The sequence below is a fragment of the Portibacter lacus genome (assembly GCF_021533215.1).
In the GTDB taxonomy this organism is placed as follows: domain Bacteria; phylum Bacteroidota; class Bacteroidia; order Chitinophagales; family Saprospiraceae; genus Portibacter; species Portibacter lacus.
The window spans coordinates 460,488-479,791 of record NZ_JAJNKA010000003.1 but is presented as its reverse complement, the minus strand read 5'-3'; the positions used below and the strand labels follow the sequence as shown (position 1 = coordinate 479,791).

Annotated in this window: 10 protein-coding genes; 2 read left to right on the top strand and 8 right to left on the bottom strand. The window is 35.6% G+C overall.

The genetic code is table 11. The features are described from left to right. Window positions 1-201: 201 nt before the first annotated feature. Window positions 202-1,476, bottom strand: coding sequence for a hypothetical protein (locus tag L2586_RS07085; RefSeq protein ID WP_235292129.1), 1,275 nt, complete (start codon window positions 1,474-1,476; stop codon window positions 202-204). 317 nt (window positions 1,477-1,793) lie between these two features. Here L2586_RS07085 and L2586_RS07080 point away from each other — a divergent pair, with 317 nt between their 5' ends. Beyond that, window positions 1,794-2,957, top strand: coding sequence for a hypothetical protein (locus tag L2586_RS07080; RefSeq protein WP_235292128.1), 1,164 nt, complete (start codon window positions 1,794-1,796; stop codon window positions 2,955-2,957). Between the two features lie 180 nt (window positions 2,958-3,137). On the opposite strand, the gene L2586_RS07075 is transcribed toward L2586_RS07080, so the two are convergent. The 7 genes from L2586_RS07075 to L2586_RS07045 all read right to left on the bottom strand — a co-directional run bounded on the left by L2586_RS07075 (window position 3,138) and on the right by L2586_RS07045 (window position 15,897). After that, window positions 3,138-4,157: a family 43 glycosylhydrolase gene (locus L2586_RS07075; protein WP_235292127.1), complete on the bottom strand. Its 1,020-nt coding sequence runs from the start codon at window positions 4,155-4,157 to the stop codon at window positions 3,138-3,140. An 8-nt stretch (window positions 4,158-4,165) separates the two neighbouring features. Beyond that, complete coding sequence (locus L2586_RS07070) at window positions 4,166-4,591, bottom strand: hypothetical protein (protein WP_235292125.1); 426 nt, start codon at window positions 4,589-4,591, stop codon at window positions 4,166-4,168. A gap of 64 nt (window positions 4,592-4,655) precedes the next feature. Then, a complete protein-coding gene (locus tag L2586_RS07065) occupies window positions 4,656-6,248 on the bottom strand; it encodes a glycoside hydrolase family protein (protein WP_235292123.1) in 1,593 nt (530 codons plus the stop codon). A gap of 43 nt (window positions 6,249-6,291) precedes the next feature. After that, window positions 6,292-7,785: a sulfatase gene (locus L2586_RS07060; protein WP_235292122.1), complete on the bottom strand. Its 1,494-nt coding sequence runs from the start codon at window positions 7,783-7,785 to the stop codon at window positions 6,292-6,294. 13 nt (window positions 7,786-7,798) lie between these two features. Continuing rightward, window positions 7,799-9,361: an alpha-L-fucosidase gene (locus L2586_RS07055; RefSeq protein ID WP_235292120.1), complete on the bottom strand. Its 1,563-nt coding sequence runs from the start codon at window positions 9,359-9,361 to the stop codon at window positions 7,799-7,801. A 108-nt stretch (window positions 9,362-9,469) separates the two neighbouring features. Further along, window positions 9,470-13,480, bottom strand: a complete 4,011-nt coding sequence (locus tag L2586_RS07050) for a hybrid sensor histidine kinase/response regulator transcription factor (RefSeq protein ID WP_235292118.1) — start codon at window positions 13,478-13,480, stop codon at window positions 9,470-9,472. Between the two features lie 83 nt (window positions 13,481-13,563). Further along, window positions 13,564-15,897 carry a GH92 family glycosyl hydrolase gene (locus L2586_RS07045; RefSeq protein ID WP_235292116.1) on the bottom strand — a complete coding sequence of 778 codons (2,334 nt, stop codon included), beginning with the start codon at window positions 15,895-15,897 and terminating at the stop codon, window positions 13,564-13,566. Window positions 15,898-16,825: 928 nt separating this feature from the next. Between L2586_RS07045 and lon the strand changes: the two genes are divergently transcribed. Then, entirely contained in the window at window positions 16,826-19,234 is a 2,409-nt protein-coding gene (lon, locus tag L2586_RS07040) for an endopeptidase La (RefSeq protein WP_235292115.1), read from the top strand. Window positions 19,235-19,304 lie beyond the last annotated feature (70 nt).

Below are 19,304 nucleotides of genomic sequence, written 5' to 3'. Positions count from 1 at the left end.
TATTTGTTTTACCCTTAAGATTATTCCAAGTTACATGAAAACTCTTTGACATATAATCTAGTGTTTAATTTTATTTACAATTGTACCCAGATCAATTTAGAGTTTGAATTATTCTATCTCAATCATAAACAAGTATCCAATCAGTGTGTTTGTTATAAAGATATTAGAGCTTTTTGTCATTTATCCTCTTCTCTTAATTTATTAATCAAGCAGATTAGATTCTTGATGAAAGAGCACTTGCCAACCATCTATATAGCTTTCTAAATCAATCACGGTAGGTCTATTGATTAAAATTTTATCTATTCCAAATAAATTAAAAAGTGCGCTTTTATTGAGTGGAGGAATCGTAATTTTCTTAAGATCACCACAAAATAAAACTATCGAATTCAAAACGTGATAGCCTTCTGCATTTTTCACAGGACTTGCAAGTTCAGCTCTTATTCTCCAATTACTTATTTCATACTCTGTTCTAAGTGAAAACGAACCGTCAAATTCATCTAACTCGTAATCAATAAATTCAAAATCTGGTATCGTCAAAGATTCAACTAAGGATAAAGTCTTATTTAAATAAACTCTTTTAGTCATCGAATTTTCCCAATCAAAAAATTTTTCTTTTTCAAAACGCGCATTCACTTCGATATTACTAATACCATACTTGTCACTAAAAATAAAGGTTTTAGCTGGTTCTTCATGGTTTAAAATTTCCCTCAACTTTAACTTGTCTCCAAATTCAGAACTTCCTCGAATATCTAAATCTTTAGAGGTAAGTTCTGTATTGACTTTCAGAATGGAAAAAGTGCTATCCATGTCTGTAAAATCTTTAATCACTTCTCCTTCAGCTTCGAACTCATAACAAGGTACAAGCAAATGTCTAAAGGATTCCATTTTATTAGAATAAAAAAGCAAATCTACCATACAATCATTACTAAAATTATAGTCAATTATCCTAGTATCCCTTTGCATTAAATTCTTACGAAATTCATAATCTTTGTATTCAAATTCGTGAGTATTATAGGGCTCATAATGATGAGGAATGTTCGTAATATTTAAAACGACTTTATCTGAATTATAACTCCAACGATCACTAAAACTGAAATTCTGCCCTAATTTAGGTAGAATATCCACATGGTAATTTTCAATTTTATAAATAATAAAACCACTAACAAATTCATCCGATATTTTAAACTCAGAATAACTATTGTCATATTTGATTCTTGAAATTCCATTGTATATCAATCCAACCGAAAGATTCTCTAAATTAATATTCTTCGTGCTTAATTTTATAAAATCAAAATGATGATCGAACTCTTCAAACACAACTTCATCAACAATTGTATTAGATTCTCTATCAAAAAGTATAGCATAAACTCGATTGGCACCCTTCAAGAGTGTACTATCAATTGTAACAAACTCTAAGTTTTGGCTAAGTCCCAGAAGACATATCTGACAGAACAAACACGTGAAAAAAAATTTCATATTAGATTAAAATACATGAGGAAACTTTACAAAGGACAAATTATTAAAAATTAACCAAAGCTTTCAAAGCCAATCATTACAAAACTCAGAATACGCGACTTAATGTTTTACAATTTAAGAGTCAAAGTTTCCTATTGGCTTAGATAAAAAATTCTAATTTCACGATATTTATTGTCCTACTGAGGAGAGTTAATGAGCTATATATAGGATTGTAGATAAAAGGTAACTAGATCTAACAGCTCACAAAAAGCACTTCCTCCGATTGTCGTCGCTACTCTTTCAATTCACAGTTGGGAAACGATTAAAAACAAAATATAATGATAAGACTTCTATTAATCCTTCTCCTTTTTAGTTGTGACAGTGGCAATGTTAAAGAAGAAAAGGTGAATAATGAATTATTTCAAGGAACGAAAGATCATATCACAGTACATATAAGTTCAAGGGTTGACACTACTAATAATGATGTAAAAGAAGTATTGGATTTATATGAAAATTACATCAATTCACAATCGGATTCGATTTATGATAATCCATATTGGAACAGCGAAGAAAAGGCACAATTTGAAGATTTTGACTTCTCCAGAATTAGTATATACAATGGAATAAGCAGTAGTCAGCTTTTTAGAATTTATACTCCATTCGTTCTTTCCATTGAACCTAAGAATGAAAAGTATCAAATAAGGGTCTTATATTCAAACTCAGCTATAGAACCACCTTATGTGGGTTCAAAAGTATGGTGTATACATAAACTAAATGCATTAAGAGAGGAAGGGAATTGGAAACTTGAGAACTTATTAGTAGAAAAAACAAGAAAATGGCAGAAAAAACAAGTAGGTTTTATCGAATATGTATATTCAGACGAGCATGATTTTGATGAATTACAAGCTAAAAAAGCAGTAAATTTTTGCAATAAAATAATTCAAAGATTTAATCCTAATTTTCATAGCAAGTTCAGATTCTATTTGGCAAATGATATTGATGAAATGGGTGAGCTAGAAAATTTTGATTACTACTTTACTGGTATAACAACAGGAAAAGCAAGAGAAGGTATGATTTTATCAAGCAAAGGTGATGAGTTTTATCCGCATGAATTCATTCATAAATTGCTTCCTACGAATAAAAATAGAGGGCATGTAATTGAAGAGGGCTTAGCAACATTTTTGGGAACAAAAGAAAATTTAGAAGAGTACTTAGTAATAATGAAAAAATTGGCGCATGATTATAATATAAATGAGACATTTTCATTAAAGAATATTTTAAACAATCAAACAGACTGGAATGGCTATCCTGCTGCTTACCCAGGAGGAGCTTTAATATGTGAAGTTATTTTTGAAATAAAAGGAGATGAAGGGATTCGCGAACTTATCAATAATAAAACTAACAACTATGATGAAATAATAAAACTAAGTATGAGTATCTTAAATTTGGAGGAAGATAAAGTGATAAGATTAATTGATAATAAAATAAAAGAATATAAATAGTAAACAACTAACTACTTGATGTAGTGCAGCATTTGTCTTATCGTTTTCTCTCCGACTAAAGCTAGACTTCCATCCCCCTGGAGTTAAAACGGCTTACTTTATTTATTCAGAAATTGGCATATTTTATTAATATACAGACATAAGGTTTAAAGTAGCACTGAATCATGCATTTATATAAGCTTACTCCATCTCAAAGCGAATCAAGTAAACTTCACCTTTTTTGCCAGTCATCGAAATTCCCCACCCAGGTGTTTCTTCATTGGTATCATTTCCTGCCAGGTCCGGTCGGAACAAACCAGGTGCTTTCGGAATATTGGTCAAGCTGTCTGCCATTACTGAAAAATCAAGACCATCTTCTGCATAATTGATTGATTTGCTGATCGATGCTAACGAAGCAACACTGTTCCCTTTTTTCCAGATCAATACTTCATGGCTTTTGTCTAGAAGTGAACCTTTATGTTTCTTATATGGACCTTCAGGTCTGTCAGCTATTGCTACACTCATTTCCGTTAGTCCCGGACCCTTCGATCCATGAATAATAGATCGTCCTTTATAATACAGCCATATTTGACCATCTTTTACCAAAAGACTCGCATCATCTACTCGATAACTGTCAAAATCTTCTGGTGTTTGACTGACCTTTATGATTGGGTTGTTTTCAACTCGTTTAAATGGGCCATCTGGATGATCAGCCACTGCAAGCCCTATAGCTGTAAAGTCTGTGGTATGATTTCCTTCGAAAATGCCATCTGGGTTGCCAGGAGTGGGTTGGACGCCTGTATAATATAAATAATATTTTCCACCGTGTGCTAAGATATTTGGTGTAAAGACCGAATGGCTGTCAAATGATCCCTTATCACCCAGTCCCAGTGCCATTCCTTGTTCCTCCCAGGAATGACCATCGTCTTTCGAAGTTGCATACCAAATTGTAGCCCAATAACCAGAAGTAATCGGACTGTCCATTCGAGAATACCAGATATAATAGGTATCACCAACTTTGATGATGTCACTGTTGTCTCTTCGGTTAAACACACTGTCTTTCCCTATACCACTGACATCTTGGTAAGTAAATGTAATTGACTTTTCTGCTACATCAGAATTGATCGAAGATTTTACTTCACCAGTATTGTTGCAAGCTCCGAAAAGAATGATTAGGAATACTAGAACCAAGTTTGAAGCATTGCTGTGATTTTTAAACATAGTTTTCGTTATTGTATTTCTCGTTTTTTCCTAATCAAACTCTTAATGATATTGATGACAAATATAAATTGGCTGAGAAGGAGCAGGTTGGTTAAATTAAACATGATCAGGCTGATGGGGTTAAATTTTTCACCATATAACGTGTCTGCTAATGCCCCACTTACGACCATGGATGCTATAGTCAATATGGTTATCAAGACATGAACTTGCGTCATCCAGGCGATTAACCTTATTTTTCTGAGCAACCAGTAAATTAATCCTATGAAACCAAGCAAAATGCAGAATGTAATTCCCAATTGAAACATACCCACTACGATATAAGTATCATGATACTGAAGATCAATAACGGTATTATATCCAATAAACGACAAACCGAATATTAAGGGAATAGCTAGGAAAATGACAAGATGTGGTGTGTCAATAATTCGCTTCATCTTAGTCTCTAAACTTCTTTGATGATTGAAAAAAATATAGATTATATCTAGTCTTCATAATTACTTATTTGTTAAATGCGAGAACAACTTTATCCAATATCGGTTTCGACGCGTTTGATGTTCGATCTTCTAGCTTTACTTCAAATTGAAAGGCATATCCCTCTGGAAGCGCTGACACATCTGGCATAGCCGGAGATTTGGCTACTTGTTTCGCAAAACCCTCTATGTAATCATATTCTTCTGAGATTTCCTGCCACTTCGTCCATTGATCTATGATACCATTATTCGTGGTATCCACACCTACGCGGACTTCTACACCTTCCACCCATGGTCCTGAGCTCACATAATCGATATTCATCTGTGTAAGTAAATAAAATTGACCTTCGGCAAACATAATATCTGGGTCAGGATGTCCTTGGCCTATATTACCACAGAAAGTAAATGGCTCATTTATATCACTGGAAGTAAACCAAGCAACACTCATATGCTCCCTTCCATGACTACCTGCCGGATCGAAATCGCAGAACAAATAATTCTGTCCGCCGATGGCAATAGATGCCCAATCTCCATATGCACTTTGCTCTGGCTCATGGATTTCATACTTAGCAAATGCACGTCGATCACCAGCTTTAATTTTGTGCTGTGGAATATCTTCTTTCGCAATTTTACTAGGGTAGTTTTCCGGATCTTCTGCATGCCAGTGCGGATGTGGATATTCTTCAAACTTACCGGTGGCTTCGGTTCGTTCATCCACTGGATAATTCACAATTTTAAAATCATTAAAACCGTCTGCACTCGTCGCATGAACTGCTAGAGGCGAATCCCAAGCGTGCGTCGACGCATTAATAGGCGACCAATCCTCAGCGATGATATGAAAAATACCATCAAGATCTCGAATGACTGCACAATCAGATCCATCTGACGGATCATTAAATGCCATTCCCATATTTTTCCCTGGTATTCCATCTGTTATATCTTCATCAATGTATAGGTGCGGATTTTGATCATTTGGAAAATCGTAGTAGAGGTAGAATTTGCCATCAACATATTCCGCAGAAGTGACCCACTTGGAGAATTTTTCAGTCACTGGTCCGTGGTGCACCCAATTAACCATGTCTTTACTTTGCCAAGCGTGATAACCACCTTTACTAGGTTTTAGGCCTCCTGGCGCATTAAACTGATTGTCGAAAGGAGTGGTTTTTAGGTCAATGTTTTTATAACCATCTAATGTAGTAGACTCAGGCTTGAATTCACCATCTTTCTGACTTTTGTGAAGTCTATATCTTCCAAACATCCAATAATTCCCATCACCTAGCTGTAGGGCTACCGGAGCATCTCCCAGATTAGAAGGGCCAATATTAGGAACGGGTTCCCAATTTAACCATTCTGGAGACTGAGAAAATGTGATCGTCTTCAAGGATCGCTTGTCATCAAACTTTTTGATGGAACTCTGGAATGTAGCCATGCTATCCTTAGGGCGTAACTTACCATCGGCTATTTCTAAATTAGTTTGCGAAGCAGTATTTATTGTCCAGTTTTCTTGCGAATCAATAGACCACTCTTCCTGATTTTTTGTTTTTAATTGCTGGTCATTATTGCAAGCAACACAGAGTGAAATAAAGAGGACTGGAAGTAATAATTGTATTTGTTTTTTCATATAGTATATTGAATGATGTGTCTTAAATAACTCAGCCATTTAGCTAATACTCTAGAACCGAAGCAGGCGGAAGCGGCACGTTATTTTCCTTTCGCCAAGTGGTGAGCATTGCTAACAATCGATTACTGACCTCTCGCTTTTCTTCTGCAAGATTATTAGATTCCTTTAAATCATCTGCTAAGTTATATAGTTCTAATTTGCCGTCATTAAGAAATTGAATCAACTTCCATTCACCCTTTCGAATGATAGAACAAGGTGGATTCTTATAGGTACTAGCTATATGCCAATAAAGTGGTCGCTCATTAAATGGTTTCTCCGATAAAATGGGAAATAAACTATTGCCATCTAATTCGCCTTGAAAATCATCGACACGTGCCAAGTCTAAAAACGTCGGAAAATAATCCATACCACAAATGGGCGTATTCGATTTACCTGGATTTATGTGACCTTTCCAGTTGATAACGGCTGGAACACGAATTCCTCCTTCATAAACGGTCCCCTTAGCTCCTCTTAAGGTATTAGTACCACTTTGAATACCATTATATCCATTATCAGAAGTAAAAATGATGATGGTATTTTCACGTAATCCTTCTGCATCGAGATAATCAAGAATTCGCTTTACATTTTCATCTATGGACTCAATCATAGTCGCATATCCAGCTATTTCTTCCAGATTTTTTTCACCTTGGCCTGTAACAGCATCGGGCATTTTATTCATGAATTTCTGAAGCCATTCCTTATTCCTAGGAACGGTAGGACGATGTGGTGCATAAAAATGAAGGTTCACAAAAAAGGGTTCACCTTTATTTTGATCAATAAAATCGATGGCTTCAGTCGTTAATCGATCAGTCAACCATTCATCGTCTGCTTTGTCCTCAATAAATGGATTTTTAAATGGGGCTTTATATCCACCACTCTCAGATTGATATCCATCGATGTATCCTCTGGCAGGATCTCCCCACCAAGTTCCACCCACATTTTTATTGAATCCTCTTCTTAACGGGTAGTAGGCTTGAATTGCTGGTTTAAGGTGCTTTTCTAACCAGTCCAGATTTCCGTTGCCAGGTTGTGATAGATGTTGTTGATAGGGTTGATTGACCTCAAGTTCTGGTGCTGGACCGACTAGATGCCACTTGCCCAGATGAATCAATCGATAACCTGCCTTTTGTAGTGGTTCCGAATACATCGGATGTTCTAAACCTACTGACCAATTTGAAAATATATTATCTTCTGCATTTCCACGTTCTAAGACGGGAACATTATATATTCCAGTTCTGAAAGAATGCTTCCCAGTTAGCAGCGCTGCTCTGGAAGGTGAACAGGTTGGATACATATAAGCATTATTAAAAACAAGACTTTCAGCTGCAAACTGATCAAGATTAGGAGTCTCGAACCATTTACTTCCCATAAACCCGACATCTTGCCAACCTAAATCGTCCGCCATGATAAAAACAATGTTTGGTTTCTTTTCTTCGACGCAAGAAGATAGCATCGAGTAAACCAATATTATAAATATCACCTTAGCATACATACTCATTTTCTTTAATCATTTAAAGATTTTCCAAGGCTTTATTCACATCAGACTGAATAGCCGATGTTTCATGTTGTTCTTTAGTGGTTTCAATTTTGAAAGACCAAGCATATTGACTATCACCCAAGTCAGACGGCGGAATGATTTCTAAGCCTTCAGGAGTTAAGTTCCACGTAATCTTAGCATTAGATCCGAGAAGTTTGACGGATTTCACATCATTCTGATTCCATCCTTTACTAGCTTCAATGACTAGGGGCGAAATTGGTTTTTCTAGTGCTATGGCAAATAGATTTTTACCATTCGTAGTAAATGCTAGATTTCCTTTTTCTTGGTGGTTCACTTTCCAATATCGACTTCCATAAATAGCCTCTCCGTTTATTCTCAGCCAATTCCCCATTTCATGTAACAAGTCTTGCTGTTCTTGGACAATACTTCCATCTGCCCTTGGTCCTATATTGATTAAAAAGTTACCATTCCTAGAAACCACTTCGACCATTTCCGCAATAATCGCTTCGGGAGATTTGTATTTATCATTTTCCAGATAGCCAAAAGACGTTCCGAAAGTGGTGCAACTTTGCCACTTCGGGCCGATGACTTTTAATTTCAAATTGTCTTTTTCTAAGCAACCTATCCCATCCGGCCAATTCCTGTTTGCACCCTTGTTGTTCATATATACTTCATGATTTCTCTGACTTGCATCATTCATGAAATCTGTAATCATTAGTCTACATTGATCGTAAAAGTATTGAATCTCAGGCTTGAAAACTTTGGGTTCTACTTGGGAGTTGTTGCCATCCCTAGTGAAGATGGGGATGTCATCGATCCACATAAAATCTGGTTGGTATTTTTCTTGAATTTCCTTCCATCTTGCTACGTATTCATCTGTTGCCTCTTTGCTAAACCCAAAAGGGCCATAAAGTCGTTCTGCTTCTGGATTTTTTTTGATTTCTTCAAGAATATCATCATGCGGTGTTGGATGGACTAGATATTGTTTGGTCGTAAAAAAACTAGTATGTCGCTCGCGATGATAAGATGGAGCGTACTTAAGTCCATGTTTCCTTACAGCTTTACCTAAATCACCTACTAGATCTCTTTTAGGCCCCATATCCATGGCATTATAGGGTGTGATTTCTGAATCCCAGTTGGCCCAGCCGTCATGGTGTTCAGCGGTCATCACCACATATTTAGCGCCTACTTCAGCAAAAAGATGGGCCCATTCCTCTGGATCCCAATTTTCAGCCTTGAAATCAGGTATGATATCCTTGTAACCAAATTCTGGCGGCGCAGCTCCCCACCGTTCTCTCATATAAGGATAGTAATAACTTGTGTCTTTATAAAGCCCTTTTGGAACATGCTCAGCATATCCTCTTCCTTTCTTCAGATGACCTATTGCACTGTACGGACCCCAGTGAATAAAAATGCCAATTTTTCCATCATTAAACCAATCGGGAACCGGCATTTGCTGCAGTGATTCCCAAGTTCCATCATATGGAATGTCTGCAACTTCGTTCTTTTCGGCTGTCTTACAAGTCCACAAGAATATACAAAGGGTAATGAAGAGAAGTGGATTTTTTATTTTCATCGTGGGGTGCTTTAATTGAGATTTATTATTGTTCTGTGAATAGTCTATGCTAAAAATAGAAATATAAAGCAGAATCCTCCTAAGCTTATGGATAATCAATCCTATTCATTACAACAATTTACTTGGTGGAAATCCAAATTGCTTCTTGAAACAGCGACTAAAATATAATGGATCATTAAAACCTATCAAATTCGTAACTTCTGAAACATTGTATTTCTTCGTTTTTAAAAGAGTTGCTGATTTCTTCAGTCGGATGGTTCTTATAAATTCGTTAGGTGCCATATCGGTTAATTCTTTCAATTTGCGATATAACTTAGAGGAACTCATATTTAGTTCTTGACATAAAAAAGAAGTGGATAATTCGACCTCTGTCAAATTAGATTCGATAATCTTAGTGATTTTCTTCATGAAATCCTCATCGATAGAGGAGTGAGTTAACAAGGCAATTCCACTATCGGCATCTCCCGAGAATTTTGATTTCAATTCTTTTCTCGTCTTAATTATGTTTTCAATCATTGTCCGAAGCAGTGCGGAATCGAATGGTTTAGATAAGTATCCATCAGCCCCTACATTATACCCTTTTACCTTGTCGTCGTTCTCAGTTAGTGCAGTTAAAAGAACAATAGGGATATGGCTGATAAACTCATCCCTTTTTAGTTCTTTAGAAAATTCAAGTCCATCCATTACGGGCATCATTACATCTACTACACACAATGTGGGCCTTATTTGCCGGCATATTTGTAAACCCTCCTCACCATTTTCAGCTTCATATACTTTATAATAATCTGTAAGAAAGTCAACCAAGTATTTTCTCAGTTCTACATTGTCTTCGACGACTAAGATTTTCTCCTTCAGATCCGTATTCTGAATTACTTTTTTTGGCAGATTTAATTTATAGGATTCCTGGTCATTGTTAGCTGAAATGATGTCAAAAATCTCTTCTTTTTCGTATGAATCTTTTAATATAGGTAACTCGATAGTAAATACACTTCCTTCATTAGGTTTACTTTCGACCTGAATTTCGCCTTTGTGAAGCTCTACTAACGATCTTGCCAAGGAAAGTCCTATTCCAGATCCCGTATTATAATGCTTGTTACTCATGTCTTGATAAAACCTTGCGAAGATCTTCTCTTGACTTTTTTGTGGAATACCTATTCCGTTATCACTTACTTCTACGATAATATTTCCATTACGTTGATGCAGGAAAAGGTCTACGTTGCCGTTATTGTCGGTAAACTTTAATGCATTCGAGAGTAGGTTGTATAGAATTTTATCGTACTTGTCATTGTCTATCCATCCATGGATGGTTTCACTATCTGAATTGAAATTGTAACTAATTTTTTTATTGTAAGCTAGTTCCTTGAAGAAATCGAAAATGTTCCTCGTAAATCCAACGATTTCCGTTCTCGAAACTTTTAAGGACAATTCTCCAGTTTGGGCTTTTCGGAAATCTAAAACTTGATTGACCAGATTGTACAATCGATTTGCATTCTGATAGATAAGGTTGTATCTACTTTTTTGATATTCTGTACCCTCTTCATTTCTAGATTCAATTAATTGCTTAACAGGACCTAAAATTAGGGTTAACGGGGTTCTTAGTTCATGGGAAATATTAGTGAAAAACCGCAGCTTTTCATTATTTAATTTAACGTCTCTTTCTCGATTTACTTTTTCTCCAATCAATTCCTGTTTCAGGACTGCTCGACTTCTTAATTCTTCTCTTATGAAATAAAATATTAAGAATGAAAGAAGGGCATAAATAAAGAGTGCTTGGTAACTTAACCAGACAGGTGGTTTGATAGCGATTTTATAGTTAGCAACATCGCTCCAGTAGCCATCATTATTCGCAGATCTTACTTTGAATTCATATTTGCCAGGAAATAAGTTGGTATACTGGATAGTCCTATTACTGCTGCTGGTGGTTATCCAATCTTCATCGAAACCCTCTAATTTGTATTCGAATTTGTTGAGTTTTTCATTAGAATAGGAAGGAGAGGAGAAGGTTAGTGAGAAGCTTCTGTTTTCATAACTAAGCTCGACATTTTTAGCCTCATTTATATCAAATTCAAAAGGAACCTGATCGTTCACTTTTTCGGAGGGAGCGACCTCATTATTCTGTACTTTGAATTCAGAAATGTATGGCCGAGGTGATCTTGTATTATCTTTTATCGTATTAGGAGAAAAGTAAATGATTCCATTTTTCCCACCGAGGTAAATATTAGAATTGTTAAAATTGAAAAATCCACTAGAACTGAAAAAATCTAGTCGACTCCCACTGTTTACTTGATAAATATTAAAGTCTACCCGGTTTGGTTTCAATTTAGCAACACTGTTGTTATTCATGTTGAACCAGATATTCCCATTCTCATCATTAACCATATCGGTTACCCACTTATTGGACAGTTCCTCTGGTTTTTCTAATGGCTTGAAATGATCAAGAGCAGGGTCGTATAGACATATACCGTTTCGTGTAGCTACCCATATTTTTCCTTCTTTATCTTCCAGAATATCACTGACATTATTATGTAGTAGTCCATTTTTTTCTTGGTAAATGTTTATCTCTTCATCTGCTATATTGTACTTAACAACTCCTGTTTCCGTAGCGAACCAGATGATGTTGTGATTCCCTTTCGTGATTCTATTAATTTCGTATTCAGGTAGTAAATTACCAGAAGAGTTTTGTTGCTCTAATGATTTTGTGTCTATAACAACCGCTCCAGATCCGTATGAACCAATGACTAGATTATCTTCGTCATATTTTTCAATGGAAAAAATAGGATATTGGCCAACGCCGATGTCAATAACCTTAGAAGTATTGGTTATATAATTGTAAACGATGACTTTTCCATCCCAAAGCCCACAGTAAAATGTTTTCCCATCAAAAGAAGCGATCGAAGCGATATCTGCTTGATTATTGAAAAGTGGTTTAAATTTTTCCTTATTAGAAATAAACAAACCATTGTGTCTCGTTGCCACGATGATCTTATCATCATGTGTTTTCGCAAAGCCTCTTATTCTAGGTGCTTTGTCACCGATGTGTACGGAGATACCCTTGTTGAGGTTAAACTGATTTTCATAAGGATCGTATTTGTCAAGGCCATCTTCAGTTCCAATCCAAAGGACACCAGAAGGGTCAAAGTATAAGGATGAAACCAGATTATCTGTTAGTGAAGTATTATCAGATAGGATAGTAAAATGCCACTGAAATGTTCCTTTGGCAATATCTTCTAATTGATCACATACCAATAAACCTCCCAATGTTCCAACCCAGTACTTTTTGTCTGGGCCACGGGTAATATCTAAAAAATAGGGGCCTAAATCACTTCTTATTTTAGAATCTTCTATATAGAGATCCTCGAAAACATCTGTAGTTTTGTTAAGTTTAAATAGTCCCTTTCGTGTACCTGCAAAAATATCAGATTTCGCATCTTCATAGATGAGATACAAGTATGGGTTTTTTTCGTTGGAGTCAAGTGGACTTAAGTCATATTTCACGATCTGAACTACATTCCCTTCAGAGTCTAATGTTATTTTCGCAACGCCTCCAGTATCATAACTTCCTATCCAGATATTCCCTTTCTTATCTTCGAAAATGGATTTTATATAGTTAAAACCTTCGATTTTAACTTTCTCGAACCTATTTTCATTCATATGAAATAGATGTACACCCATGCGCTTTGTTCCCACCCATATACGTTCGAATTTGTCTACATAAATGGATCTTATTTCCTCTTCTGGAAGACTGTTAGGATTATTTTCTTCTGGTAAATATGTAGTGAATTTATGGGTGTCTGTTTTAAAAAGTGTTAATCCCTTTCTGGTTCCGATCCAAAGATTATTTTTTTGCTCATCTAAGACTAAATCCGTAATGTCATCATTAAGGATATTATTTTCTTTCGAGGAATTACTTAGGTAAGATTTGAAATTGTACCCATCGAATCGATTAAGTCCAGAGAAGGTTCCTATCCATAAGAAACCATATTTGTCCTGTACAATGTGTCTAACCGAATTATGGGATAAGCCATTATTTTCATTATAATGATCGAACTTGATATTTTGTGAAAACGCACAAAAAAAACAAGTAAAACCGAACCATATAATTAAAAACAATTTTTTCATAAATCTTCTAGAACTGATTTCATCTTAAGATCACTTCGACTAAAAATACCTCAAAATATAAAATTAAGGGTGATCAAATTTAATTATTTGATTGCGCTGCTTTTAGACGGAATTTTCCCCATTTCTAATTTAAGGGTTCCTCCTGCTGTTATTTCTTGGTGCGAAATTTCATGATCCGACACTGCCTTATCATTAAGTTCGGCTTTATTTATAAAAATATTTTCTGTAGAATTTTTATGAGCTTCAATTATAAATTGTCCTCCATTATAATAATCCTCATTTAAGTGAATAGTTACTTTCTTAAATAATGGGCTACCAATTTGATATTGCGGGTTGTCTTCTGTTCCTCCATTCATTTGAAATAGACCAATCTTTAACAAAACATTCAAGCTTCCCATGAGTCCTTGGTCTTCATCTCCATTATATCCTGTTTCCGTAGATAATCCACTAAAAGTTTTAGCAATAACCCTTCTTGTCCAATATTGCGTCAAATCAGGTCTTCCTATTTGATTGAAAATGAAAGAGGTCTGAATAGAAGGTTGATTCCCAAAATTGATGGGAACTCTCCTATATTCTGGATGTGATTCTAAGGCGTGAGAGGTTCCTGCAGCAAAATTAAGTTTTTCAGCTTCTTCGAACTGCTTGTTTAATTTTTCAACGGCTTTTTCTTCGCCACCCATTAATTGAGCTAAGCCCTTTAAATCATGAGGGACGAACCACGTTGATTGTGCTCCATTCGACTCTATAAATCCATTTACAGCTTGGTATGGATCAAAATTCTTTTTCCATTTTCCGTCCACATTCTTAGGGCGCATCCAGTTCACCTCGCGGTCAAAAACATTAGCATAATTTTTAGACCTATTGATGAAGTATTGATAATCCTCATCATAGTTTAGTTTTTTAGCAAGCTGAGCAAGCGTCCAATCTTGATATGCATATTCCATCGTCAAACTTGCCCCATCTTGGTGTCCACCGAATTTTCCTTCAGGGATAGGGTAGGGAACATAACCTGACTTGATGTAATATCTTAATCCGCCTCCGAGTTGAGTATTGTGCTCATATCCAGACTTTTCCATGATTCCACCTGCCATATGATTCTTTTTCAGAGCTTTGTATATTTCATCTAAATCCTCGGTAACAATGCCCTTCTGAATGGCACTTACGATAAAGGGAGTAGAAGAAGCACCAGTCATTACATAGGTATAGTTCCCCCCTGATGGTCCTCTTGGAATCAATCCGCCATCTTTATAATATTGCAATAACGAGTAAACAAATTCTTCCATTATTTCAGGATAAGCCAAGCCCCACAATGTGTTAATCGTCCATTGCGCACCCCAAAATGAATCAGAATTATAATGATTGAATTTAGGCTTTCCATCGGAATCGAGAGGTAACTGCCCGATTCTGAAATCTTCGCCAGTTCGATCTGGGTAGGCTCCGTTGATATCACTTATGATACGCCGACCTTGTAGTGCTTTCCATAAATCAGTATAAAATCTTCTTTGATCAATTTGGCTACCTCCTTCTATTTCTATTTTTCCCAGTAGGCTATTCCATTCTTTTCTCGAATCAAGTACCGTTTCATCAAAGTTCCAATGCGGAAGCTCAACTTCCATGTTTTGCTCTGCATTATCTAAAGAAGTATAGGATATACTTATTTTCATTAAAACTTTATCCGCTGGATTTTCTAAATTGACTAGGTAATTCCCAGTTTTATTATCTTTTTCAATGTTTGATATTTTAGAATTTAGTTTGACTTTGAAATAGACAGTTAAGGGTTTTGGTCTTCTTCGGGTTGGCTCCATTACTACACTTCCTGCAAGTTCTCTAGCATTATTTTGCTCTAAAGTTCCATTTGAATTTTCGCATGGTCCGAGCATGGTATTTAGATTAAATAAAATAGCGGCGTTACCATCATCTGGGAATGCATATTCATGAAATCCTGTTCTGGTAGTACTGGTTAAGGAGGTAGCTATATCAAATCTTTCCAGCTCTAAATAGTGATACCCAGGTGTTATCTTTTCCTTTTCATGGCTGAATTTGGAATAGAAATCTGTAAAAATGGAGTGAGGATTTTCTTTAGGAACAATAACTGGCATTACGGATACTCCTGCCATCTGCCAAGCATGAATGTGACTGAAACCTTTTATGGTATCCGTATTGTATCTATATCCACTTCCCCAAGCTCCTCCTATCTGGTTATCTGGACTTAGATTAACCATGCCGAAGGGCCTACTTGCAGATGAAAAGAAAAACCACCTTGAATTTTCAGTATCTAGTAATGGATATACAAGATCCACTAGTTCTGGTTTGTTTTCTAGCGCATTTTTTTCTTTGTCAACATAATTAGAAAACATAAAAAGCAAAACTATTAGAAGTATGAAATTTGCAAATTTTGTGTTTTTATTTATTTTCATTTCATTTCAGATAAATAGGTGAATTTTCTTTTGTAGCAGAAAATAATAGTCTTTTAACAGTGTGTTATTTGAGTTCAACAACCCTTACAAGATTTCATGAATAATCTCTATTAAGGATTCTTAACTTTTAAATTTTTATTTGGAGATATCTAACGTAACAGTCTTTTAAAATGAAAATATTTTACCCACCAGAAATGTATACAGTGAATTTTATAATGGTTTAAATTTCTTTTAATCTACTTGTTTGATTTGAACCCTTAGTTATTCTCCTTTTCGTCAAGTTTAGTTAGTATTTGATTTACTTGGGTTGTTGGTAATGTTCAATAATTTAAGTTTTTCCATATTATTCCAGTTTATTTGATTCGTGAGCTAATGTAGTGTCATATGTCAAATTGCAGCATGGACAAATCATTCAAAAACATGGAAAGTTTGCATTTGGCCAGAATAAATCGGTGTGAATGGCAGTTTTGTACGAATTTGCAGAATAAAATATCGTATTGCTTGTTTACTTCAAAATAGAGCATATGGTATAGAGCTCGCCAGGTTTGCAACATAATGTGCCACTATAAAGCAGTATCATAGCTGTGATTTTCTATAAAAAATGTAAATGTGCTGGCAGCTACACAACTAGGTAGAGCATCCAATTATGGAAATGAAAGATTTAGTTTTAATTGCTTTTCCCCATAGTTTAAATGAAAACTTGCAAGTATAGGAAGTGAAGATTGGCATAAAAAAACTTGGAAAAGCTTAGTCCAACATTGACATAAAAGGTATATAGTAATTATAAAACTTACCCTGATCTGACTTTTTGTCGCATAAAAAGATGCGTACATTACATATTGTCATAATTACGTATTGATTTTTGTAGTGGTATAAAAATTGACTTATAATATTGCCATGACGAAAGTCAATAAAATAGCAATAAAATATGTTTGAAACAATAAAAAAAGCACCCGTTCAAGATGATCAGGAATCTATTCCTTTTTTCTCTATAGGGGCAAGTGAAGATAATTACGATGACGTTATAAAAAGCGAAATCCCCATATTAGCATTGAGGAATACGGTCCTTTTTCCGGGCGTTGTGATTCCGATTACTGTCGGAAGAGATAAGTCAATCGCTGCGGTTAATGAAGCTTTTGATAATGATAAGTTCATCGGTGTAGTTTCTCAAAAAGAACTACAGGTAGAAAAGCCAGATGCTGAAGATTTGTATGAAGTAGGAACAGTAGCTAAAATTATCAAGAAGATAAAAATGCCAGATGGTTCTACAACGGCGATTCTTCAAGGGAGAAAGAAGTTCGTTCTCGAAGAATTGATGTTCGAAGAGCCATTTTTTAATGGAAGGATTTCTCAGATAACGATGGATCCTGTTGATAATAAATTAGAATATGAAGCCATTATTTCCTCGATTAGAGATATGGCTAAGAAAATCATAGAGCTATCTCCTCAGATTCCATCGGAAGCTGTAATGATGCTTAATAACATAGAGAGTCATAGCTTCTTGCAAAACTTTATCGCTTCGAATCTTAATGTTTCTGTTGCGAAAAAGCAAAAAGTGTTAGAGCTTAAAGACCCTTTGAAATCTGCTGAGACCATCTTAAAGCATATGAGTTCAGAACTGAACATGCTTGAGATTAAGAACCAAATTGATTCTAAAGTAAAAGGCGACATCGAAGAGCAGCAACGTAATTTTTACTTGAACCAGCAATTAAAAACGATTCAAGAAGAGTTAGGTCAGAATCCTCAACAAGAAGAACTAGAGGTTCTTGCTGCAAAAGCAAAGAAGAAAAAATGGCCAGAAGAAGCAGCTAAAGCGTTTTCTAAAACTTTAGATAAAGTTAAAAGAATGAATCCTCAGGTTGCTGAGTATTCTATTCAGATGAATTACTTAGAGCTCATGCTGGAATTGCCTTGGAATGAATATACTAAGGATAATTTCAACTTGAAAAAAGTAAAAACAGTACTTGATAAAGATCATTATGGTCTAGAAGATGTAAAGCAAAGAATTCTTGAACACCTTGCAGTTCTAAAATTGAAAGGTGATATGAAGGCACCTATATTATGTCTAGTAGGACCTCCTGGAGTTGGTAAAACTTCATTAGGGAAGTCTATAGCAAATGCTATTCAGCGAAAGTTTATAAGAATGTCCTTAGGTGGATTGCATGATGAAAGTGAAATCAGAGGACACCGAAAAACTTATATCGGTGCAATGCCAGGTAGAATCATTCAGAGTGTAAAAAAAGCTGGCTCAGGAAATCCATTGTTTATATTAGATGAGATTGATAAGATAGGCAGTGATCATAGAGGAGATCCTTCATCAGCATTACTGGAAGTATTAGATCCAGAGCAGAATGAAACATTCTATGACAATTACCTAGAAATGGAATATGACCTATCTAAGGTTTTATTTATAGCTACAGCAAATTCTCTGAATTCCATCCAGCCCGCTTTATTAGATCGGATGGAGATCATCGAGATCGGTGGATATTCTACTGAAGAAAAAGTGGAAATAGCTAAGAAACATTTAATTCCAGAGCAAAAAGCTGAACATGGATTAAAGTCCGGTGATGTAAAGTTAAAAGATGAAGTGATAGACTACATCATCCGAAAGTACACTAGAGAATCCGGAGTTAGAAGTCTGAATAGGAATATAGCAGGTGTGATGAGAGGAGTCGCGAAAAGTATTGCGATGGATGAGAAGTATAATAAGAATGTGAAGATATCGGACTTAAAGGGCATGTTGGGTGTAGAGAAATTCCCGAAAGAAAGAATAGCGGAAGATATGGTTCCTGGGCTTGCTATTGGTTTAGCATGGACAAGAGTCGGTGGAGATATTCTATATATAGAGTCTAGTCTTAGCGAAGGTAAAGGTAAATTGATTCTGACAGGTAATTTAGGTGATGTGATGAAAGAATCTGCTACAACGGCTTTGAGTTATATCAAAGCAAATGCAGATAAGCTGAACATCAGTAAGGAGAATCTAGAGAAGTTCGATGTTCATATTCACGTTCCAGAAGGTGCTATTCCGAAAGATGGACCTAGTGCGGGGATAACAATGCTAACTGCATTAGTTTCTGCATTCAAAGGTAAAGCAATGAAGAAAAACCTTGCGATGACCGGAGAGATTACACTTAGAGGAAAAGTTCTACCCGTAGGTGGAATCAAGGAGAAAGTGCTTGCTGCAAAACGATCAGGTGTAGATACGATTATCCTTTGTGCTGATAATAGAAGACATGTAGAAGAAATCGATCCGAGATATATAGGAGGTGTTGAGTTTATCTATGTAGAAAGAATGCATGAGGTTTTGCATTATGCATTGGGAATAGAGACCTTCTAAGAAAGTATTAAAATAAAAATTAAAGCAAAAAAAAAGGGTTCGAAAATTTTCGAACCCCTTTTTTATATTC